The following is a 22,624-nucleotide window of genomic DNA, read 5'->3' on the forward strand; positions in this document are numbered from 1 at the left end:
ATGCCGTAGTCGTCGCCCCAGTAGGGCCGCATCAGGTCGTCGTTCTCGTACTGCACCGAGCAGGTCTTGATGGAGGTCTCCGCACAGAACGTCTTGAAGCCTTCCGGCAGGCTCTCCGACCACAGCACGGTCAGGTTCGGCTCCGGCGCCGGGCCGAGATTCTGGAGCGTGTGCAGCATGCGGAAGCTGCCCTTGGTCACCAGCGTGCGGCCGTCGAGCGCCATGCCGCCGATGCACTCCGTCACCCAGGTCGGGTCGCCCGAGAAGAGCTGGTCGTACTCCGGCGTGCGCAGGAAACGCACCATCCGCAGCTTGATGACGAACTGGTCGATCAGCTCCTGAGCGCCCGCCTCGTCCAGGCGGCCTTCGCGCAGGTCGCGCTCGATGTAGACGTCGAGGAAGCTCGACACGCGGCCGAGCGACATCGCCGCTCCGTTGGCCTCCTTCACCGCCGCCAGATAGGCCAGATAGGTCCACTGCACCGCCTCGAAGGCGTTGGTCGCCGGGCGGGTCACGTCGAAGCCGTAGGACGCCGCCATCGCCACGAGGTCGCGGAGCGCGCGGATCTGCTCGGTGATCTCCTCGCGCAGGCGCAGCGTGTGCTCGTCGATGCGGTCGACTTCCAGGCTCTTGTACTGGGCCTTCTTGTCGGCGATCAGGAAATCGGCGCCGTAGAGCGCCAGCCGGCGGTAATCGCCGATGATGCGCCCGCGGCCGTAGGCGTCCGGCAGGCCGGTGATGACGCCCGACTTGCGGCAGCGCAGCATCTCGTCGGTGTAGACGTCGAAGACGCCGTCGTTGTGCGTCTTGCGCAACGCCGGGAACACGTCGTCCAGCTTGGGCGAGGGCTTGAAGCCGTAGGCCTCCAGGCCCGTCTTGACCATGCGCCAGCCGCCGAAGGGCATGATCGACCGCTTCAGCGGCTTGTCCGTCTGCAGGCCGACGATGACCTCAAGCTCCCGGTCGATGTAGCCGGGGGCGTGGCTGACGATGGAGGACACCAGCTCCGTGTCGGCGTCGAGCACGCCGCCCTTGGCCGCGCGCTCCTCCTTCAAGAGATCACGCACCTTGTTCCACAGCGACAGGGTGCGGTCGCTGGCCGGGGAGAGGAAGCCGCCGTCGCCGTCGTAGGGGCGGACGTTCTTCACGATGAAATCGCGCAGATCGACCGTGGTCCGCCAGGAACCGGGCGCGAAACCGCGCCAGGGGTTCGGCGTCTCGGCTTCGGCAACGGGGATTTTCGGTTCGAACATCAGGGAATCCATGACGCGCCTCTATTGGTCTGCGGCGGTCCCTGCCCTCCCCGGCGGGGGCCGCGCCACGTTGCGCGGCGCCGGACCGGACGGACCCGCCCGGCCAAGCATCGCGCTTGCCCAATCAGTAGGCGCCCAAAGCTCCCCCACCTCATTGATCCCAATCAATCAATCTCTGCGAAATACGCAGAGCACCATCCAAGTCACGTCCTGTCACAAAAGTTGAAAAAATGTCCCACTTCTGCGGCGCAGCATTTGAGACAATCCACCGAAAATCGAATACTTTCATTTGGATCGCCCCATTTAAAACAGACGACCCGGATCAGCGCAGCGCGCTTGCGATATCTTGCGCCAAGCGGGCCAGGGTGCGGCTGAGGGCGTCGGCCACGGCGCCGGGATCGCCGGCCGCACTCACCGGTTCCTGCGCCGCGGTGTGGCCCAGCCGGCGCAGCCGGTCGCCGCCCTGGTCGAAGACCCGCCAGCGCGCCTCCAGAACCGCCGGCCCGTCCTCCGCCGCGTCGAAGCGGTCCAGCGTCACCTCCACCACCTGCGACAGCGGAAAGTCGCGCTGAAGCGGCAGGCCGACGACCTCCGCTCCCGGCAGGTCCGTCTCCAGGTTCCGCAGCAGCGTGCGGGTCACCATCTCGTCGAGGGGGCCACCCCAGCGGTCGAACTCCATGACGACCAGCCGGTTGCCCGTCGCCCGCATCACCAGTTCGGAGCGGTCGAGATAGCCGGGGACCTTGACGCCCTCCAGCCCGATCACCCGGCGCTGCGCCTCGGCGGTCCGCGGCTGGGCGGAATCCGGAGCGACGGCGTCCAGATGGTAGAAGCGGCTGGGCGGCGTGCTGCAGGCGGCGAGCAACGCCAGGGCGGAGGCGCACAGCAGGAAGCGGCGGGTGTGAGCAATCGGAGCCATGGGAGTCCTCAACCGCGTTTGCCCCGGATCAGGGCTTCGGGATGCCGTTCGAGATAGTCGGTCAGGCCGCGGATGGAGCGGGCCGCCGCGGTCAGTTCGCGCACCAGCCCCTGCAGATCGCTGACGGCGGGGCGGGACGAGTTGACCAGCCCGTCCGTGCTGCTGAGTGTTTGTTCGGCCTGCCGGACCAGCTTGGAGGTGTTCTCCGCCACGTCCCGCAAGGCGCGGATGGTCGGCCCGCCCTCGCTGCCCAGCGCCTGCGTCGTCTTCTCCAGCTCAGCCAGAGACCGGCTGAGCGAAACCATGGCCTGAGCCACCTCCGGCGAACCGAGCAGGGCACCGGCCTTCTGAATGGTGGAGCGCAGTTCCGCCACCGTTTCGGCGATGGGCGCGCGGGCCAACTCGTTCATCAGGTCGGTGGCGGTTTTGGTCGCCGTGTCGAGCACGTTCGGCTGGGAGGGCAGCTCCGGATAGGGTCCGCCACTGATCAAGGTTTCCTTCGGTGCGTCGGGGAACAAGTCGAGCGTCACGATCAGCTCCCCGGTCAACAGGTTGCCGGTGCGCAGCTGCGCCCGCAACCCCTGTTCCACCAGTGCTTTCGTGCGGGAATAGGCGGTCTCGGTGTCGTGCGCCGCAGGCAGGTCGCTGCCCAGCCGTTCCGGCTCGATGTTCAGGGTCACCGGAATGCGGGCCTCGCCGGACACCGGGTCCACGTCGAGCCGAATGTCGGTCACCTCCCCCACCCGGATGCCACGGAACTCCACCGCGGAGCCCGGATGCAGGCCGCGCACCGACCCGTCGAAATGCACCAGGAAGGGCACCCGCCGGGTGAAGCGCGCGTCGCTGGCGGCGTTGCGGCTCTCATAGAGGGGGAAGGCCGTTCCCTCCGCGGCGATCTCACCGCCGTCCCCGGGTCCGCCAAGGCCGGGAGTCTCGAAGGACACCCCGCCGGTCGCCAGCGACTGCAACGATTCCAGTGCCACCGTCGGTCCTTCCGGCCCAATCGACACCGACAGGCCGCTGGCGTTCCAGAAACGGGTGTTGGGCCGGACGATCCGGTCGTAGGGGGCGTGGATGAAGACCGGGATGGTCAGCGATTGCCAGTCCTGGGAGAATTCGTAACCGACCACCTCGCCGACCTGGATGCCGCGGTAGTAGATCGGCGCCCCCGGCCCCAACCCGCCCAGCCGATCGGCACTCAGCGCAAAGCGCCGGCCCGGCGAACTGGAGCGGATCAGCGGCGGCTCCTCCAAACCGCGGAAGGCGGTGAGCGCCTCGCCGTTCCCGGTTCCCGGGTCCATGCCGATGTAGGCGCCCGAGACCAGCGTGCCGAGCCCCGAAACGCCGCCGAAGCCCAGCCGCGGCTTGACAACCCAGAAGCTGGTCCGGTCGTTGAGGTAGGAGGCAGCTCCCTTCACCATGCGCACGGTGACGATGACGTTCGCCAAGTCGGGCGAGACCGCCACCCCCTGCACGGTCCCGACATCCACGTCGCGGTAGCGCACGCGGGTCTTGCCCGGTTCCAGCCCCTCCGCCGTGTCGAAGGTGATGGTGATGGTCGGGCCGCGCTCGTTCAGCGTCCTCCAGGCCAGCCAGCCTCCGATCAGCGCCGCGACCAGCGGCACCAGCCAGATCAGCGGCAGGCCGCGGCGGCGACGGATCACCGGGCTGGCCGGCTCCACTGTGGAATTCGGATCAGTCATGGGAGGATTCCTGACGGTGCGCCTGCCGAGGCGGCGCATCCCAGATCAGCCGTGGGTCGAAGGACTCCGACGCCAGCATGGTGATGATGACGACGGCGGCAAAGGCGACGGCGCCCAGCTCCGCGTGGATGGTGGCGATGGCGCCCAGCTGGACCAGAGCCGTCAGAAGCGAGATCATGAAGATGTCCACCATGGACCAGCGCCCGACCCCCTCGATCAACCGGTAGAGTCGCGTGCGGTCGCGTTGCCGCTTCGGCGAACCCCGCTGCACCGTCCACAGCAGATAGGCCAGCCCGATCAGCTTCAGGACCGGCACGGTGATGCTGGCGAAGAAGACCAGCAGGGCCACCGGCCACATCTCCGCCGCGATCAGCGCCTCCACACCGGACAGGATGGTGTCGGGCTGGCCGGCGCCGAAATAGACCACCGTCATGATCGGCAGCAGGTTCGCCGGAATGTAGAGGATCGTCGCCGCGGAGATCAGCGCCCAGCCGCGCGGCAGGCTGTTCGGCTTGCGGTGATGCAGCCGGGCGCCGCAGCGCGGGCATGCTCCCTGCGATTCACCGCCATCGGGCCCGGCCACCACCTGATGGCAGTCGTGGCAGGCGGTCAGCCGCTCCGGGTCGGCGTTGGCCGCTTGGGCGACGCGGGTCTGCGGCGCGATCCGCTCCCACACCTCGAACGGGCTGAGCGACGCCTCCCCCCACACCTGCACCAGGATGAAGGCGACCAGGGCGGCCAGCGACGCCCCCGGCTCCAGTTCCGCCAGATCGGACAGCTTCACATAGGCGACGATCAGGCCGAGCAGGAAGACCTCCGCCATCGCCCAGCGGCGCAGCCGCGCCACCGTCCGGAAGGTCCAGGCCGCGCCCGGCGCCGCCGTCCGCCCGGCGGCGAGCGGCATCACGACGTAGAGCGTGCCGAGCACCTGCGCCAGCGGCGCCAGGAACAGCACGAAGAAGACCAGGACGCCCAGCACCTCGTAGCCGCCATCCCACAGCGCCACCGAACCGCTGAGCAGGGTCGCCGTCTGCGCCCGCCCCTCCAGCTCGAAGGTCAGGATGGGGAACAGGTTGGCGGTGACGAACAGGATCGTCGAGGCGATGGCGAGGGCCACCGCGTGCCCCAGTCCGCCGGTCCGGAAATGGCGCAGCACCGCCCCGCAGCGGTGGCATTCCGCGCGATGGCCGGGCAAGGCCGGCGGCAGGGCGTGCGGCGCCCCACAGTCGCGGCAGAGCAGGATCGGATGGTCCGGTGCGGTCATAGCGTTGGCTTAACATTTCCCACAGGCGAAAGGTCCGCCGATTGCGGGGTGCGCCTGCGGAGGGACACCGACCGGGGCGGACCATGGGCCCCGGATGGAAAAAGCCCTTCCCCCCTGGGTGGGGAAAGGGCTTCGGCCTTTGGTGGAGAACAGGACTCGATCAGACGAACATGTTGAAGCTGCCCAGCAGCTTTTGCGTGCCGGTCTGGCCGGTGGGGATCGAATTCAGGCTCGCCGCCGCCTGGCTCAGTCCGTCCAGCATGGCCTGCTGGCCGGTGGAGAGGTTGAAGGGGCTTTCGCCCTTCTTCGGCGCCTTGGCGACCGTGTCGTAGTCCTGGGTGTATTTGCCCATGCTGAGCTGGATGGCGTAGTTCTTCGCGTCCTTGGGCGACTGCCCCTTCTCGCGCGTCAGGCGCAGCGTGTAGTCGCCGCGATCGAGTTCGTACTCGCCCTGCATCATGCTCTTGAAGGCGTCGTAGTTCTTTCCGGCGCTCTTGTCGCTGTCGGCCAGAACCGTGCCGAACTTGGACATCACCTGGACGCGCAGGCCCTCGTCGCCGACCTGCCCCAGCGTCACTTCGCCCTTGGTGGTCACGCGGAACTTGTAGAAGTCGACGGGGTCGTCGGCGCCCAGCGCACCGACCACGTTGAGGCGGGTCACGTTCTTGGCGAGAACGCCCATGTCCGTGGCGAAGCCGGGGGTGTTGACGGAGGACTTGCGGACGTCCTTGCGGAATTCCTGCACGTTCGCGTTGGCGGCGGCCTCGGCCTCGCGCTGGGCATTCAGGCGATCGACGGCGGCGGACACGGACTTGTTGAGGTCCGCAACCATCTGACCAACGCCGGCCATTGCGTCTGACATGACACCCCCTCCCATCAGGCACGCCCCCGAATGGAGAAGCGCGAATGGATCGCTCGATCCTCACTTTACCGCAAAGCATGTAAAGTTGCGAATTGTTTTTCGCTGAAATTTCAGATAGGCCGCCGGGCGAGTTGTGCGGCCATCCGGTTCAGCACGCCATGGACGTCCTCCCCGCCCTGCGGCTGGAACAGGCGTTGCGCCGGAAACCAGGGGCGCACCGCGGTGCCGAGCTGGGTCCAATCCCGCCCGCCGAAGCGCCAGACCGGCACGCCGAGCGCCGCCGCCAACTCCCCCACCGCCGTGGCGGGCGCGACCACGAGGTCCAGGTTCGTCATCAGCGCCGCCGTACCGTCGAAATCGTCGGTCAGGTCGAGATTGTCCCAGCGATGGATGGTGACCCCGAAACGTTCTTCCGCCGCCGCCCGCTCGGCCTCGCACGCACCATACTGGAGAGTGACGAAGACCACCCCCGGCACGGCGAGCAGCGCTTCCCACTGGTCGAGCCGGCTGTAGGCGGCGCGGCGCGATTCGGTCATCAGCGCGCTGCGCCAGCCGATTCCCACGCGAAGGCCCGGGCCGAGCGCCGCCACCCGCTCCCGCCAGAGCGCCACCCGAACCGGGTCGGGGACCAGCCAGCCGCCGGCAGCGCCGGCGAAGGCGGACAGGTCGCGGCGGAAGACCCGCGCCAGGGAACCGATGGGCGTGTGAAGGTCGCAATCGGGCACGCCGCCCGCATCGCTCCGCGGGGCGCGGACCAGAGCGGCGGGGAAGGAGCGGGCGAACAGGGGCACCAGCCTACGGTCGGCCTCGATCACCACGGAGCGGGCGCGGGCGATGGCATCCGCGCAGAGGGAGGAGAACAGGATGGTGTCGCCCACCCCTTGCTCGCCCCAGATCAGCAGGCGCTTCCCCGCCAGATCCTCGCCGCGCCACGCGGGGATCCGTGGCTGACGCGCCCCGCCCGCCTGACCGGACGCGAAGCGCCAGCCATAGCCGGCCCAGCCCTCCACCAGCTCGCCGCGCTCCAGCCGCAGCAGGCCGCGGTTGAAATGGGCCAGCGCCAGATCGGGGCTCACGCGGAGTGCCCGCCCGTACAGACGTTCCGCCAGCCCTCCATCGCCCAGGCGCTGCACCGCCAGACCGAGATTGCACAAGGCCGCCGCATAGCCGGGGTCGAGCGTCAGGGCGCGACGGAACCAGCGGGCCGCCTCCGCGTGGCGGAGCCGGGCCTGCAGCGCGTGGCCGAAATTGTTGTTGGCCTGCGGTTCATCCGGCATCAGCCGCAGGGCGCGGCGGTGCGCCCGCTCGGCCTCGTCCAGCCGCTCCGCGTCGCGCAGCCCGCCGCCGAGGTTGGACAGTCCCTCCGGCAAGGCCGGATCGAGCAGAACGGCGCGCTGCCACCCCGCCAGGGCCGCTGCGGCCCGACCTTGCCGGCTTAGTGCGTTGGCCAGATTGTTCCAGAACCTCGCCCGGTCGGCGCCGCGGGCCAGAGCGGCGCGGTGGCAGGCTTCGGCCTCGGCGAAACGGCCCTGCCCGGCGCGCAGCGTGCCCAAGCCATCGGCCGCGTCCACGCATCCGGGGTCGAGGGCGAAGGCGGCCTCGAAGCATGTGGCGGCCCCGTCCATCTGTCCGAGATCGCGCAGCACCTGCCCGAAGCCGTAGAGCAGCGCCGGGTTGCGGCGGTCCAGCCGCAAGGCGTCGGTGTAGGCGGTCACCGCTTCTGCCAGCCGTCCTTCGGCGTGGTGACGCAAGGCCAGCGCGGTCAGGGTGGGCAGGTCATCGTGGGAAACAGCGTCGGGACTCATCCCGGCAGAGTGGCCCGCGGGACCGGAGCGGCGCAAGCGCCGTCCAGCCCCGCGGTCGCGGTTGCTCAGTCCTCGCCGTCCTGCAGCGCCGGGGGACGCGGGGCGGCGTTGACCGGGGCGGCGAGCTGGGCGTCGACCACCGCCACCGCCGTCATGTTGACCAGACCGCGCGTGGTGACAGACGGAGTGACGATGTGCACGGGGCGCGCGGCGCCCAGCAGCATCGGCCCGACATTCTGCGCGTCGGCCATGATCTTCAGCATGTTGAAGGCGATGTTGGCGGCGTCCAGGGTCGGCATGACCAGCAGGTTCGCCTCGCCCTTCAGGCGGCTGTCGGGCAGCACTCCCTTGCGCAGCACCTCCGACAGGGCGGCGTCGGCGTGCATCTCGCCGTCCACCTCCAGGTCGGGGTTCTCCTCGGCGATGAGCTGGTAGGCCAGCCGCATCTTGCGGGCGGACGGGGTGTCCGCGCTGCCGAAGTTGGAGTGGGAGAGCAGCGCCACCTTCGGCTCGATGCCGAAGCGCTTCACCTCTTCCGCCGCCAGCCGGGCGATCTCGGCCACCTGCTCGGCGGTCGGGTCGGGGTTGACGTAGGTGTCGCAGATGAAGTGCGTGCCCTTCTGCGAGATCAGACCGTTCATCGCGCCGGCGACCTTCACGCCCTTGCGCAGGCCGATCACGTCCATGACATGGTTGAAGTGGTCGCCGTAGCGGCCTGAGGTGCCGCAGACCATGCCGTCGGCCTCGCCCCGGCGGACCATCAGCGCGCCGAAGACGCTCGGCTGGGTGCGCACGACGTTCAGCGCGTTGGCCGGCGAGACGCCGCGGCGGCCCATGAGCTGCCGGTAGACCTCGGCGTAGTTGTGGCAGCGCAGATCACGGGCGGCCTCGATCACCTCCACGTCCTTGCCGATGCGGATGCGCAGGCCCATGTCGGCGATCGTCCGCTCGATCACGTCGGCACGGCCGAGCAGGACCGGATGGGCGATGCCGTCGTCCACCACCACCTGGGCGCAACGCAGGACGCGCGGCTCCTCGCCCTCGGCGTAGACGATGCGCTTGGGCGCCGCCTTCGCCTTGGTGATGACCGGCTTCATGACGAGGCCGGAGCGGAAGACATACTGGCCGAGGCTGTCGCGGTAGGCGCGGAAATCGGCGATCGGCCGCGTCGCCACCCCCGACTCCATGGCGGCCTTGGCGACCGCCGAGGACACCTCGATCACCAGACGCGGGTCGAAGGGCTTCGGCAGGATGTAGTCCGGACCGAAGCGCAGATTCTCGCCGACATAGGCGGCGGCGACCACGTCCGACGGCTCGGCCTGGGCGAGGCTGGCCATGGCGTGGGTGGCGGCGATCTTCATCTCCTCGTTCACCGTCGTCGCGCCGACGTCCAGCGCGCCGCGGAAGATGAAGGGGAAGCAGAGGACGTTGTTGACCTGGTTGGGGAAGTCCGAGCGGCCGGTGGCGATGATGGCGTCGGGACGGGCCTGCCGGGCGAGGTCCGGCATGATCTCCGGCTCCGGGTTGGCCAGCGCCAGGACCAGCGGCTTTTCGGCCATGCGGACCAGCATCTCCGGCTTCAGCACCTTGGCGCCGGACAGGCCGAGGAAGATGTCCGCCCCGTCGATGACGTCGTTCAGCACGCGGGCGTCCGTCTCCTGCGCGTAGGCGTCCTTGTAGGGGTTCATCTCCTCGTTGCGGCCCTTGTGGACCACGCCGATGCGGTCGACCAGCCAGACGTTCTCGCGCTTCACGCCAAGGCTGAGCATCAGGTCCAGGCAGGCGATGCCCGCGGCCCCGCCGCCGGTGGAGACGACCTTGACGGTGGAGATGTCCTTGCCGACCAGCTTCAGCCCGTTCAGGACGGCCGCACCCACCACGATGGCGGTGCCGTGCTGGTCGTCGTGGAAGACCGGGATTTTCATCCGCTCGCGGCAGCGGCGCTCGACCTCGAAGCAGGCCGGAGCGGCGATGTCCTCCAGGTTGATGGCGCCGAAGGTCGGCTCCAGCCGGACGATGGTGTCCACCAGACCGTCGACGTCCTTCTCGTTCAGCTCCAGGTCGAAGCAGTCGATGCCGGCGAACTTCTTGAAGAGGACGGCCTTGCCCTCCATAACCGGCTTGGCGGCCATCGGACCGATGTCGCCCAGGCCCAGCACCGCCGTGCCGTTGGTGATGACCGCCACGAGGTTGGCGCGGGCCGTCAGCTCCGCGGCCTGGGCCGGGTCGGCGGCGATGGCGCTGGACGCCGCGGCCACGCCCGGCGAGTAGGCCAGCGCGAGGTCGCGCTGGTTCGCCATGGGCTTGGTGGCGACGATCGCCAACTTACCGGGCTTCGGATTCCGGTGGTACTCAAGCGCCATCGCGTCGAAGTCGCCGGACATACGTCCTCTCCCCTTTTAACTTGATTTCAGTTAATTTGCCGAACGACGAACTGTTTCCCCTCCGGCTTATACCCGAATTGGCCGGGCACCGGAATGGGAAAGGGGCAGCCCATGGCGGACCGCCCCTTCCTTTTCACCCCCAGGGACCGGAGGCCGGACCGGAGGCCGGACCCGCGTCAGATGCGGGCCAGGGCCGGTTCCTTGAAGTGTTCCTGGTATTCGGCGACCGCCTTGCTCTCGTCGAACTCGCCTTCCATCTTGGCGACCACGATGGTGGCGACGCCGTTGCCGATCAGGTTGGTGATGGCGCGGGCTTCCGACATGAAGCGGTCGACGCCCAGCAGCAGCGCCAGACCTTCGATCGGCAGATGGCCGGTGGCCGAGAGCGTGGCCGCCAGCGTCACGAAGCCGCCGCCGGTGACCGCCGCCGCACCCTTCGAGGTCAGCATCAGCAGGCCGAGGATGGTGAGCTGCTGCCAGATCGTCAGGTCGATGTTGAAAGCCTGGGCGATGAAGATCGCGGCCATCGACAGGTAGATGGAGGTGCCGTCGAGGTTGAACGAGTAGCCGGTCGGAATGACGAGGCCGACGACGTGCTTGGAGCAGCCGAACTTCTGCATCTTCTCCATCATGCGCGGCAGCACGGACTCCGACGAGGAGGTGCCGAGCACGATCAGCAGTTCGTCCTTGATGTAGCGCAGGAAGGACCAGAGGCTGAAGTTGTACAGGCGGGCGATGCTGCCCAGCACGACGAAGACGAACAGCGCCATCGTGATGTAGACCGCCGCCATCAGCTGGCCGAGCGAGGTCAGCGACGACACGCCGTACTTGCCGATGGTGAAGGACATGGCGCCGAAGGCACCCAGCGGGGCGACGCGCATCAGGATGCCGATCACGCCGAACATGGCGTGCGACACCTTCTCGAACATGTCCTCGACCACCTTGCCCTTCTGGCCCATGGCGGACAGAGCGACGCCGAAGATCACCGCGAAGAACAGGATCTGCAGCATGTCGCCCTTGACGAAGGCGCCGACGACGTTGTCCGGGACGATGTTGACCAGAAAGTCGATGGTCGTGTGGTTCTGCGCCTCGGTCGCGTACTTGGCGACGGCGTCGGCCTTCAGCGAGCCGGCCTGGATGTTCATCCCCGAGCCCGGCTTCACCAGATTGACGACCAGCAGGCCGAGACCCAGGGCGAAGGTGGTGACGACCTCGAAGTACAGGATCGCCTTGCCGCCGACCTTGCCGACCTTCTTCATGTCGCCGATCGAGGAGATGCCGGTGACCACGGTCAGGAAGACGATCGGGCCGATGACCATCTTGATCATCTTGATGAAGACATCGCCCAGGGGCTTCATCTGCACCGCAAGAGCCGGATAGAAATGGCCGAGCAGAATGCCGATGGTGATCGCGGTCAGAACCTGGACGGTCAGGTTCGTGTAGAATGGCTTTTTCTGGGGCTGCCCTTGGGCGTGCATGGTCGTCTCCTCGTGGCGTTCCTTGGAAGGGGCTGCCGCTCTTGTCTCGCGGTCGGCGGCCGGCCCGTCATGCCCCTCTCAAAGCAAGCGGTGTGCCAAAATTAAAAATGAGGAATCGCAGCGCTCTGACGGAACGCGTGGGTCAGAATCCGCACGACAGGGGCGGAATCCATGTGCGAAAATCCGCACATCAAGACCTCTTGTTGCGGCGCAGCATGAACTGAGGACCGTTGGTTAGGATCGCCCCCACCCGCTGGACATTTTCGCAAAGCCGCGACTGGTTCGCCCGGCGGATGTCCGTCCTGTTCGCCCGTCCGCGGCGGGTGATGCTGGCCGTGCTGGTGGTCGGCATGCCGCTGGCCGCAGCGGTGGCCGCAGGTTTGGCGGCCGACAACGCCGGAGAATCCTTGCGCGAACAGGGGTTGGCGCAGCTGTCGCTGTACGAATCCAACCTGCGGACGGAGCTGGAGCGGCACGCCGCCGTGCCGATGGTGCTCGCCCGTGACCAGGAGGTTGCCGACCTGCTGCGTGACCCCAGCCCGGAGCGGGTGGACCGCCTGAACCGCAAGCTGGAGGCCATCGCGGCGACGCTGAAGGCCTCCGCCCTCTATGTGATGAACGCGGCGGGAACCACCGTCGCGGCCAGCAACTGGAACGCCTCGCCCAGCTTCGTCGGGCAGAATTTCAGCTATCGCCCCTATTTCCAGTCGGCCATGGAGCAGGGGGAGGGGCATCATTTCGCGCTCGGCACCACCTCGCTCGTCCCCGGTTATTACACGTCGCAGCGGGTGGTGGCGGAAAACCGCACAGACGGGCGGCCGGCTGGCGTCGTGGTCCTGAAGGTCGGTTTCCAGGAGCTGGAACGGGCTTGGTCGCGCGGTCAGGAGAAGGTGCTGGTCTCCGACCGCGACGGCATCGTCTTCATCACCAACGTGGAGGGCTGGCGCTACAACGCCCTGCCCCGCCGCCTGCCGGTCACGCTGCCCGCGGCGGCGGTCCCCGCGACCGAGGAGATCCCCACCCTGCCCTGGGCCTTCGGTGGGGCGTCCGACCGCATCACGCTGCGGGAGGGCAACGCGGAGCGGCGCTACCTCCTGCAATCCGCCGCGGTGCCCGGCGGCGACTGGACGATCCACGCCCTGACCAGCCTCGCCCCGGTCGCCACCCGCGCCCAGCAGGCCGGGCTGCTCGCCGCCGCGGTGGTGGCGCTGGCCGCCCTGACCGGCCACGCGCTGGCCCAGCGCCGCCTGAACCTCGTGGAGCGGCTGGCCCTGCAGGAGGAGGCGCGGGCCGAGCTGGAGCGCCGCGTGGCCGCCGCCACGGCGGAGCTGCGCGCCACCGAGAACGAGCTGACCCAGGCGGCGAAGCTGGCGGCGCTGGGCCAGATGTCGGCGGCCATGGCCCACGAGATCAACCAGCCGCTCGCCGCCATCCGCAGCTTCGCCGACAACGCGGTGGTGCTGCTGGAGCGCGGGCGGCCGGACTCGGTGCGCGACAATCTGGCGGAGATCGCCGACCTGACCGACCGCATGGCCGCCATCACCCGCAGCCTGAAGGGCTTCGCGCGGCGCGCCTCGGGCACGCTGGGCGCGGTGTCCGCCGCCGCCGCCGTCGGACAGGCGCTGGCCCTGCTGGAGGCCCGTCTGCGCCGCGATTCCGTGACGGTGGACACCGATCTGCCGCCCGGCCCCCTGCTGGTCACCGGCGAGGACGTGCGGCTGCAACAGGTGCTGGTCAACCTGATCGGCAACGCCGCCGATGCCATGCGCGCCTCGCCCCGCCGCCATGTCCGGATCGCCCTGGCCGCGGAGGGGGAGGAGGCGGTGCTGACCGTCCGCGACAGCGGCCCCGGCATCGCCGAGGCCGACCTGCCGCGCATCTTCGTGCCCTTCTTCACGACCAAGGAGGCGGGCGACGGCCTCGGCCTCGGCCTGTCGATCAGCCACGGCATCGTCGAGGATTTCGGCGGCAGCCTGACCGCCGCCAACCACCCGGAGGGCGGCGCCCTCTTCACCATCCGCCTCAAGCGCAGGGATTCCCAGACATGACGACCGGCAGCATCGCCCCGGGCGGCTCCGTCCTCTTCGTGGACGACGAGCGGTCCGTCCGCCTCGCCGGGCAGCAGGCGCTGGAACTGGCGGGCTTCGACGTCACCGCCTGCGACGGGGCGGAACGCGCGCTGCGCCATCTCGGCCGTGACTGGCCGGGCGCCCTGGTCACCGACGTGCGCATGCCGCAGATCGACGGGCTGGAGCTGATGGAGCGCGCCCTGGCGCTGGACCCCGAGCTGCCGGTCATCCTGATCACCGGCCACGGCGACGTGCCGATGGCGGTCGAGGCGATGCGGCGCGGCGCCTACGACTTCCTGGAAAAGCCCTTTCCCTCCGACCGGCTGGTCGAGGTGACGCGGCGCGCGGTGGAGAAGCGCCGGCTGGTGCTGGAGAACCGGCGCCTGCGCGACCAGTTGGCCGGCCTGCCCGCCGGGGAGGCCTCGCCCATCGTCGGGCGGACGCCGGGGATCGAGCGGCTGCGCAGCGCCATCGCAGCGGTCGCCGACACCGACGCCGACGTGCTGGTGCTGGGCGAGACCGGCACCGGCAAGGAGATGGTCGCCCGCGCCCTCCATGCCGGCAGCAACCGGCGCAAGCACCCCTTCGTCGCCCTGAACTGCGGCGCCATGCCCGAGGCGATCTTCGAGAGCGAGCTGTTCGGGCACGAGGCCGGGGCCTTCACCGGAGCCGGCAAGCGCCGCGTCGGGCGCATCGAGCACGCCAGCGGCGGCACGCTCTTCCTCGACGAGATCGAGAGCATGCCGCTCTCGCTCCAGGTCAAGCTGCTGCGCGTGATCCAGGAGCGGGTGGTGGAGCCGCTCGGCTCGAACGAGCTGATCCCCGTGGACCTGCGCGTCGTCGCCGCGACCAAGGTCGACCTGCGCAAGGCGGCCAGCGAGGGCAAGTTCCGCGAGGACCTCTATTACCGGCTCAACGTCGTCGTGGTGACCATCCCGCCGCTGCGCGACCGCCGCGACGACATCCCCCTGCTGTTCCAGCATTTCGTCGTCCAGGCCGCCGCGCGCTACAACCGCGAGCCCCGCGCGCCCAGCCCGGCGCAGGTGCAGCGGCTGGCGGCCCACGACTGGCCCGGCAACGTCCGCGAACTGCGCAACGCCGCCGACCGCTTCGTCCTCGGGCTGGATGACGCGCTGTCCGCGGTGGGCGGCACCGCTCCGGCGATGGTGGCGGGCCGCAGCGGCCTGTCGCTGGCCGACCAAGTGGACCTGTTCGAGAAAAGCCTGATCGAAAGCGAACTGGCCCGTTGCAAGGGCAGCGTGAAGGCCGCCATCGAGGCGCTGAACATCCCGCGCAAGACCTTCTACGACAAGCTGAAGCGCTACGGTCTCAGCCGCGAGGATTTCGTGGAGTGACGATTCGTCATTCGGCGGCCAGTGCGTGGGCGAAGGTCTCCACTCCCTGGACGCCGGCCGCGCTCAGCCCGTAGGTGCCCTTGGCGATCCGCTCGAACCAGCCGTAGACGTTGCGCTGGAGAATGGCCGCGGCGTCCTTCGGCGCACCGGCGGCACGCAGCGCCTTCAGGGACAGCGGCCCGGCGGCCAGCAGCCGGGCGCAGCGCAGCGCGTCCTGGCGGTAGGCGGTGACGATGGGCACGCGGGTGGAACCGCCGCGGTTGGGATCGCCGCAGCGCCGCGCGTGCTCTCCCAGCAGGCGGGCGGTGCGCGCCTTGTCCTTGCGCGGGCTGTAGGGAACGGGGTCGAGCAGAACCTCCACCTCATGCCCCGCGGCCCTGCCGGTGTCGACGATCAGCAAGCCGACGCCCAGCCGCCGGCACAGCTTGCGCACGCCGCTGTCGTGGGGCGACGCGCCGCTGGCCTTGCGCCCCGGCTGCGGCACGGCGAGATAGACGGTGTCGGTCAGGGCGAGCCGGTCCACCCCCTGAAGCAGCAGGTCCAGGGTGAAGCGCTTCTTCAGTTCGACGATCAGCGGCGGCTCGGCCCCACGCACCGCGACGAGGTCGCAGCCGTGGATCTCGGCCTTCACGTCGTAACCCTGGGCTTCGAGGAAGGCCTTGACGGGTGCGTAGAGGTCGGTTTCGGCGGTGATGGACAAAGGAAGAAACTCTCGCTGCGCTCCCCACTCTATCCCCTTCCCCCACAGAGCGGGGAGGGACAATGAGGCCCTTCAGAATAGCCGCTTGCCTTCGCTGAACACACCATGCTTCTCAACGAACTCATCATAAGCATTCAGCGCTGGGTGGTTTTCCTCCACCCAACGCCGCTGCCCATCGGTCAAATCCCGGACTCGAGGGGCCACATCGGCCCCTGGCTGGGGAGCGCGAGGGAAGGACGCCCCCTCGGCCGTCATCACGCCGCGGCCTTCTGCTTGCGCAGGATGGCCAGGATGTCGGAGGCGGCCTTCGGAATGTTGGTGCCGGGGCCATAGATCGCCGCGGCGCCAGCCTTGTAGAGGTAGTCGTAGTCCTGGGGCGGGATCACGCCGCCGCAGACGACCAGGATGTCCCCGGCGCCTTGGCGGCGCAGTTCCTCGACCAGTTGCGGGACGAGCGTCTTGTGGCCGGCGGCCTGGGACGACACGCCGATGACGTGCACGTCGTTCTCCACCGCCTGACGGGCGGCCTCCTCCGGGGTCTGGAACAGCGGCCCGATGTCCACGTCGAAGCCGATGTCGGCGAAGCTGGTGGCGATCACCTTGGCGCCGCGGTCGTGGCCGTCCTGGCCCATCTTCACGACGAGGATGCGCGGGCGGCGGCCCTCCTCGGCGGCGAAGGCGGACACCTCCTCCTGGATCTTCTTGAAGCCCTCGTCGCCCTCATAGGCGGCGCCGTAGACGCCGGAAACCGAGCGGATGACCGCCACATGGCGGGTGAAGGCCTTCTCCAGCGCGTCGGAAATCTCGCCGACCGTGGCGCGGGCGCGGGTGGCCTCGACCGACAGGGCGAGCAGGTTGCCGGACTTCTCAGCGGCGGCCTTGGTCAGGGCCTCCAGGGCGGCGCGGCACTTGGCGTCGTCGCGGCCGGCGCGGACCTGATTGAGGCGGGCGATCTGGGATTCGCGGACCGCCGTGTTGTCGATGTCCAGCACGTCGACCATCTCGGGGTTTTCCGGGCGGTACTTGTTGACGCCGACGATCACCTCCTCGGCGCGGTCGACACGGGCCTGCCGGCGGGCGGCGGCCTCCTCGATCAGCAGCTTGGGCATCCCGCTGTCCACCGCCTTGGTCATGCCGCCCAGATCCTCGACCTTGTTGATGAGGTCGAGCGCGGCCTTGGCGAGGCTGTGGGTCAGGTTCTCGATGTAGTAGGAGCCGCCCAGCGGATCGACCACGTTGGTGACGCCCGACTCCTCGGCGATGATGAGCTGGGTGTTGCGGGCGATGCGGGCGGAGAATTTGGTCGGCAGGCCCAGCGCCTCGTCGAAGGCGTTGGTGTGCAGCGACTGGGTGCCGCCCAGCACCGCGGCCATCGCCTCGATGGTGGTGCGGATGACGTTGTTGTAAGGGTCCTGCTCGGTCAGGCTGACGCCGGAGGTCTGGCAGTGGGTGCGCAGGGCCAGCGAGCGGGCGTCCTTCGGGTCGAACTTCTGCTTCATCAGGGTCGACCACAGCAGGCGCGCGGCGCGCAGCTTGGCGATCTCCATGAAGAAGTTCATGCCGATGGAGAAGAAGAAGGACAGGCGCGGCGCGAACTTGTCGACCGGCAGCCCCTTGGACATGGCGGCGCGGACGTATTCGAGACCGTCGGCGATGGTGAAGGCCAGCTCCTGCACCGCGGTCGCCCCGGCTTCCTGCATGTGATAGCCGGAAATCGAGATCGAGTTGAACTTCGGCATGTTCAGCGCCGTGTACTCGATGATGTCCGCGATGATCCGCATCGAGGGTTCGGGCGGGTAGATGTAGGTGTTGCGGACCATGAACTCCTTGAGGATGTCGTTCTGGATGGTCCCGCTCAGCTTGTCCTGGCTGACACCCTGTTCCTCCGCCGCGACGATGTAGCCGGCGAGGATCGGCAGCACCGCGCCGTTCATGGTCATCGACACCGACATCTTGTCGAGCGGGATGCCGTCGAAGAGGATCTTCATGTCCTCGACGCTGTCGATGGCGACGCCGGCCTTGCCCACGTCGCCGACCACGCGCGGGTGGTCGCTGTCATAGCCGCGGTGGGTGGCGAGGTCGAAGGCGACCGACAGGCCCATCTGCCCGGCCTTCAGGTTCGCCTTGTAGAAGGCGTTGGATTCCTCGGCGGTCGAGAAGCCGGCGTACTGGCGGATGGTCCAGGGCTTCACCGCGTACATCGTGGCGCGCGGGCCGCGGGTGAAGGGCGGGAAGCCGGGCAAGCTGTCCAGCTCCAGCCCTTCCAGATCGTCGGCGGTGTAGAGGGCCTTGACGTCCAGCCCTTCCGGAGTCTTCCAGACCAGATCGTCGAGCGTCCCGTTGGCGCCCAGGTCCTTGGCGGCCAGGCTCTGCCAGTCGGCCTGGGTCTTCTTCGGGAACTCGCTCATGGGACGTCTCCTCGACACGGCTTCTTGGTTCGAATGATTTGAAACGATCAATCAATGGGTGGGGCGCTAGCCCCCACCCAGGCCCTCCCCCGCTGACGCAGAGGAGGGAGATAGGGCACCCCAAGTCCCCTCCCCCGCCCAGCGGGGGAGGGTTAGGGTGGGGGCAAGAGCGCGCCCCCTTACTCTCAGCCCTGCGACCGGCGGGCGACGACCTTCCAGGCGGCCTGCATGATCGCGGCACCCAGAGCGGTCTTCAGGACCGTGGCGGCTAGGAACGGCGTCAGGCCCAGCGCGACGGCCTTCTCGCCGCCGAACAGGACGGCCATCCAGGCCACGCCCGGAACGAACAGCACGGCATGGCCGATCGCCAGGGCGGCGACGGCCTTGACCGGGCTGCGGTCCCAGCCGCGCTCGGCCAGCCAGCCGGTGACGCCGGCGGCCAGGACGAAGCCCAGCAGGTAGCCGGCGGTCGGGCCGGCCATGTAGGCCGGGCCGGCGCCCGGACCGGCGAAGACCGGCAGGCCGGAGAGGCCTTCGAGCAGGTACAGCAGGACCGTCGCCGTGGCGAGGCGGCTGCCATAGGCCATGCCGAGAAGGATGACGACCATGCTCTGCATCGTCATCGGAACCGGCCAGAAGGGCACCTGGACCTTGGCCGAGGCGGCCAGGAGCAGGCTGCCCAGAACCGCCGCGGTGGCGGCGGTGAGCAGGCCGCCCCGCGGGGCGACCGTCTCGAGAAGCGAAGCGGCACGCTGCGTCAGCGTGTTTGCGAAAGCCATCGTCCTTACCTTTCCCTATATGTCGGAGCCCGCTTGGCTCACGCGAACTCCAGGATCTTCTGATCGACCGCCAGGCTGGAGCCGGGCGTCGCGTGCACCTTGGACACCGTGCCATCCTGCGCCGCACGCAGGATGTTTTCCATCTTCATCGCCTCGACCACGGCCAGCACCTCGCCGGCCTTGACCTCCTGCCCTTCGGTCACGGCGACCGAGACGAGCAGGCCGGGCATGGGCGACAGCAGGAACTTCGACATGTCCGGCGGCGCCTTCACCGGCATCAGCGCGTCGAGCCGCGCGGCGTTCGGCGTCAGCACCTTGACCAGCGCCTGGCTGCCGGAATGGGACAGGCGGTAGCCGACGCCGACGCGGTCCACCTGGACGCAGACATGCGCGCCGTTCACCGTGCCGCGGAACAGCGGCTGGCCGAGCGTCCAGTCGCTCCACACCACGTGGTGCTTGCCCTCGAAATCGACGGTGTAGCCGATGCGCTGCGGGCTGCCGTCCGTCGGGCGGACATGGACCGGGTGCTGCGTGCCGTCCATCACGACGACCCAGTCGTCACGCACCCGGACCTTGTTCCCCGGCATCTTGCCGGTGATCTGGATGTCGCGGTCGTTCAGGCAGCGGTGGATCACCGCGGCGACGGCGATCAGAATCGCCGGCTCCTCCGGCGGCAGGTCGGAGGCGTGGAAGCCGTTGGGGTATTCCTCGGCGATGAAGTTGGTGGTCAGCCGGCCTTCGACGAAGCGCGGGTTGGCCATCAGCGAGGCGAGGAACGGGATGTTGTGGCTGACCCCGCGGATGTAATACTGGTCCAGCGCCTCGCGCATGCGGGCGATGGCGGCGTCGCGCGTCGACCCCCAGCTGCACAGCTTGGCGATCATGGGGTCGTAGTACATGGAGATCTCGCCGCCCTCGTAGACGCCGGTGTCGACGCGGACATGCGGGTCCTCCGACGGCGGACGGTAGTGGGTCAGCCGGCCGGTGGAGGGCAGGAAGTTGCGGAACGGGTCCTCGGCGTAGACGCGGGACTCGATGGCCCAGCCGTGCAGGTGGATGTCTTCTTGGCGAAGCGTCAGCTTTTCGCCCGCCGCGACGCGGATCATCAGCTCGACGAGGTCGAGGCCGGTGACCAGCTCGGTGACCGGATGCTCCACCTGGAGGCGGGTGTTCATCTCCAGGAAGTAGAAGTTGCGCTCGGCGTCCACGATGAACTCGACCGTGCCGGCGGACTTGTAGTCCACGGCGCGGGCCAGCGCCACGGCCTGCTCGCCCATCGCCTTGCGGGTGGCGGCGTCGAGGAAGGGCGACGGCGCCTCCTCGATGACCTTCTGGTGGCGGCGCTGGATCGAGCATTCGCGCTCGCCCAGGTACAGGGCGGTGCCCTGCCCGTCCGCCAGCACCTGGATCTCGATGTGGCGCGGCTGCTGGATGTACTTCTCGACGAAGACGCGGTCGTCGGCGAAGGAGGAGCGCGCCTCGTTCTGGGCCGAACGGAAGCCTTCGCGGGCCTCCTCGTCGTTCCAGGCCACGCGCATGCCCTTGCCGCCGCCGCCGGCCGACGCCTTGATCATCACCGGGTAGCCGATGTCGCGGGCGATGGTGACGGCCTCGCTGTCGTCGGCGATGACGCCCAGATAACCAGGCACCGTGCTGACGCCCGCCGCCTTGGCCAGCTTCTTGGACTCGATCTTGTCGCCCATCGCCTGGATGGCGTGGGCGTCCGGGCCGATGAAGGCGATCCCGGCGGCGGCCAGCGCCTCCTGGAACTCGCGCTTCTCCGACAGGAAGCCGTAGCCGGGATGCACCGCCTGGGCGCCGGTCTTCTTGCAGGCGTCGACGATGCGGTCGATCAGCAGGTAGCTCTGCGCCGAGGGGGCGGCGCCGATGTGGACGGCCTCGTCGGCCATCTCGACGTGCAGGGCGTTCTTGTCGGCGTCCGAATAGACGGCGACCGTCTTGATGCCCAGGCGGCGCGCCGTGCGGATGACGCGGCAGGCGATCTCGCCGCGGTTCGCGATCAGGATCTTTGAGAACAGGGTCGTCATGGGGCGGCGCGCCTTCAGAGCGGGATGTTGTCGTGCTTGCGCCAGGGGTTCTGGAGCTGCTTGTTCTTCAGCATGGACAGCGCCTTGATGACGCGCCGGCGGGTGCCGTGCGGCATGATGACGTCGTCGATGTAGCCGCGCGACGCCGCCACGAACGGGTTGGCGAACTTCTGCCGGTACTCCTCGGTGCGCGCCTCGATCTTGGCGGTGTCGCCGATGTCGCCGCGGAAGATGATCTCCACGGCACCCTTCGGCCCCATCACCGCGATCTCCGCCGACGGCCAGGCGTAGTTGATGTCGCCGCGCAGATGCTTGGACGCCATCACGTCATAGGCGCCGCCGTAGGCCTTGCGCGTGATGACGGTGATCTTCGGCACGGTGGCCTCGGCGTAGGCGAACAGCAGCTTGGCGCCGTGCTTGATGATGCCGCCGTATTCCTGCGAGGTGCCGGGCATGAAGCCGGGGACGTCCACCAGGGTCAGGATCGGAATCTCGAAGGCGTCGCAGAAGCGCACGAAGCGCGCGGCCTTCTTGGAGCTGTCGATGTCCAGGCAGCCGGCGAGCACCATCGGCTGGTTGGCGACGATGCCGACCGTGCTGCCGTTCATGCGGCCGAAGCCGATGATGATGTTCTTGGCGTAATCGGGCTGAAGCTCGAAGAAGTCGCCCTCGTCGACCGTCTTGAGGATCAGCTCCTTCATGTCGTAGGGCTTGTTCGGGTTCTCCGGCACCAGCGTGTCGAGCGACAGGTCGTCACGGTCGATCGGGTCGGTGCAGGGACGCTCCGGCGCCCGCTCGCGGTTGGAGGCCGGCAGGAAGTCGATGAAGCGGCGCAGCTGGAGCAGCGCCTCAACGTCGTTCTCGAAGGCCATGTCGGCGACGCCGGACTTGCTGGAATGGGTGATCGCCCCGCCCAGCTCCTCCGCCGTCACCACCTCGTGCGTGACCGTCTTGACCACGTCCGGGCCGGTCACGAACATGTAGGAACTGTCCTTCACCATGAAGATGAAGTCGGTCATGGCCGGCGAATAGACCGCACCGCCGGCGCACGGCCCCATGATGAGGGAGATCTGCGGGATGACGCCCGAGGCGTTGACGTTGCGCTGGAACACCTCGGCGTAGCCGCCGAGCGAGGCCACGCCCTCCTGGATGCGGGCGCCGCCGGAATCGTTCAGGCCGATGACCGGCGCGCCGACCTTCATCGCCTGATCCATGATCTTGCAGATCTTCTCGGCGTGGGCTTCCGACAGCGAGCCGCCGAAGACGGTGAAGTCCTGGCTGAAGACGAAGACGAGGCGCCCGTTCACCGTGCCGTGACCGGTGACCACGCCGTCGCCGGGAACCTTCTGGCCTTCCATGCCGAAGTCGTTGCAGCGGTGCTGCACGAACATGTCGAACTCCTCGAACGAGCCTTCGTCGAGGAAGAGTTCGATGCGCTCCCGCGCGGTCAGCTTGCCCTTGGCGTGCTGCCCGGCGACGCGCTTTTCGCCGCCGCCCAGCCGCGCCCCGGAGCGCATGGCGTCCAACTTGGCCAGAATTTCTTGCATCAGGCGTTTCCCACTTTGGCGAGCGGCGGAGGACCTTGCGAACCTTGTGG

Annotated in this window: 16 protein-coding genes; 2 read left to right on the top strand and 14 right to left on the bottom strand. The window is 68.6% G+C overall.

Annotation, left to right across the window (positions count from 1 at the left end):
- From H0B54_RS26495 to H0B54_RS26530, 8 genes are all read right to left on the bottom strand, one after another.
- Nucleotides 1–1,253, bottom strand: a 1,253-nt coding sequence (locus tag H0B54_RS26495; RefSeq protein ID WP_425490093.1) for a pyruvate formate lyase family protein, incomplete at its 3' end; no start/stop codon positions are given.
- A 322-nt stretch (nt 1,254–1,575) separates the two neighbouring features.
- Nucleotides 1,576–2,172 (bottom strand): PqiC family protein, encoded by a 597-nt coding sequence (locus H0B54_RS26500; protein ID WP_246472834.1) that lies wholly within the window; start codon nt 2,170–2,172, stop codon nt 1,576–1,578.
- Between the two features lie 8 nt (nt 2,173–2,180).
- A complete protein-coding gene (locus tag H0B54_RS26505) occupies nt 2,181–3,875 on the bottom strand; it encodes a PqiB family protein (protein ID WP_246472836.1) in 1,695 nt (564 codons plus the stop codon).
- Complete coding sequence (locus tag H0B54_RS26510; protein WP_188262813.1) at nt 3,868–5,139, bottom strand: paraquat-inducible protein A; 1,272 nt, start codon at nt 5,137–5,139, stop codon at nt 3,868–3,870. Before H0B54_RS26510 ends, H0B54_RS26505 begins: the two co-directional genes overlap by 8 nt.
- Nucleotides 5,140–5,299: 160 nt before the next feature.
- Nucleotides 5,300–6,001, bottom strand: coding sequence for a hypothetical protein (locus H0B54_RS26515; protein WP_188262814.1), 702 nt, complete (start codon nt 5,999–6,001; stop codon nt 5,300–5,302).
- A gap of 110 nt (nt 6,002–6,111) precedes the next feature.
- Entirely contained in the window at nt 6,112–7,806 is a 1,695-nt protein-coding gene (locus H0B54_RS26520; protein WP_188262815.1) for a tetratricopeptide repeat protein, read from the bottom strand.
- Nucleotides 7,807–7,871: 65 nt separating this feature from the next.
- Nucleotides 7,872–10,190 carry an NADP-dependent malic enzyme gene (locus H0B54_RS26525; protein WP_188262816.1) on the bottom strand — a complete coding sequence of 773 codons (2,319 nt, stop codon included), beginning with the start codon at nt 10,188–10,190 and terminating at the stop codon, nt 7,872–7,874.
- Between the two features lie 176 nt (nt 10,191–10,366).
- Nucleotides 10,367–11,668 (bottom strand): dicarboxylate/amino acid:cation symporter, encoded by a 1,302-nt coding sequence (locus tag H0B54_RS26530; RefSeq protein WP_188262817.1) that lies wholly within the window; start codon nt 11,666–11,668, stop codon nt 10,367–10,369.
- A gap of 293 nt (nt 11,669–11,961) precedes the next feature.
- On the opposite strand from H0B54_RS26530, the gene H0B54_RS26535 reads away from it, so the two are divergent.
- Both H0B54_RS26535 and H0B54_RS26540 read left to right on the top strand, forming a co-directional pair.
- On the top strand, nt 11,962–13,716 hold the full coding sequence (locus H0B54_RS26535; protein WP_188262818.1) for a sensor histidine kinase: 1,755 nt from the start codon (nt 11,962–11,964) through the stop codon (nt 13,714–13,716).
- A complete protein-coding gene (locus tag H0B54_RS26540; RefSeq protein ID WP_211109572.1) occupies nt 13,713–15,092 on the top strand; it encodes a sigma-54-dependent transcriptional regulator in 1,380 nt (459 codons plus the stop codon). The genes H0B54_RS26535 and H0B54_RS26540 overlap by 4 nt, the downstream gene beginning before the upstream one ends.
- Before the next feature lie 7 nt (nt 15,093–15,099).
- On the opposite strand, the gene H0B54_RS26545 is transcribed toward H0B54_RS26540, so the two are convergent.
- The 6 genes from H0B54_RS26545 to H0B54_RS26570 all read right to left on the bottom strand — a co-directional run bounded on the left by H0B54_RS26545 (nt 15,100) and on the right by H0B54_RS26570 (nt 22,574).
- Nucleotides 15,100–15,792, bottom strand: a complete 693-nt coding sequence (locus H0B54_RS26545; protein WP_188262819.1) for a DUF2161 domain-containing phosphodiesterase — start codon at nt 15,790–15,792, stop codon at nt 15,100–15,102.
- A 72-nt stretch (nt 15,793–15,864) separates the two neighbouring features.
- Nucleotides 15,865–16,047 (bottom strand): type II toxin-antitoxin system CcdA family antitoxin, encoded by a 183-nt coding sequence (locus tag H0B54_RS30585; RefSeq protein WP_425490095.1) that lies wholly within the window; start codon nt 16,045–16,047, stop codon nt 15,865–15,867.
- Complete coding sequence (scpA, locus tag H0B54_RS26555) at nt 16,047–18,200, bottom strand: methylmalonyl-CoA mutase (RefSeq protein WP_188262821.1); 2,154 nt, start codon at nt 18,198–18,200, stop codon at nt 16,047–16,049. The genes H0B54_RS30585 and scpA overlap by 1 nt, the downstream gene beginning before the upstream one ends.
- A 185-nt stretch (nt 18,201–18,385) precedes the next feature.
- A complete protein-coding gene (locus H0B54_RS26560; protein ID WP_188262822.1) occupies nt 18,386–18,979 on the bottom strand; it encodes a biotin transporter BioY in 594 nt (197 codons plus the stop codon).
- A gap of 38 nt (nt 18,980–19,017) precedes the next feature.
- Nucleotides 19,018–21,018, bottom strand: a complete 2,001-nt coding sequence (gene accC, locus H0B54_RS26565; protein ID WP_188262851.1) for an acetyl-CoA carboxylase biotin carboxylase subunit — start codon at nt 21,016–21,018, stop codon at nt 19,018–19,020.
- A gap of 23 nt (nt 21,019–21,041) precedes the next feature.
- Nucleotides 21,042–22,574, bottom strand: a complete 1,533-nt coding sequence (locus H0B54_RS26570; protein ID WP_137141242.1) for an acyl-CoA carboxylase subunit beta — start codon at nt 22,572–22,574, stop codon at nt 21,042–21,044.
- Nucleotides 22,575–22,624 lie beyond the last annotated feature (50 nt).

Origin of the sequence: Azospirillum tabaci (genome assembly GCF_014596085.1) — a bacterium.
GTDB lineage: Bacteria > Pseudomonadota > Alphaproteobacteria > Azospirillales > Azospirillaceae > Azospirillum > Azospirillum tabaci.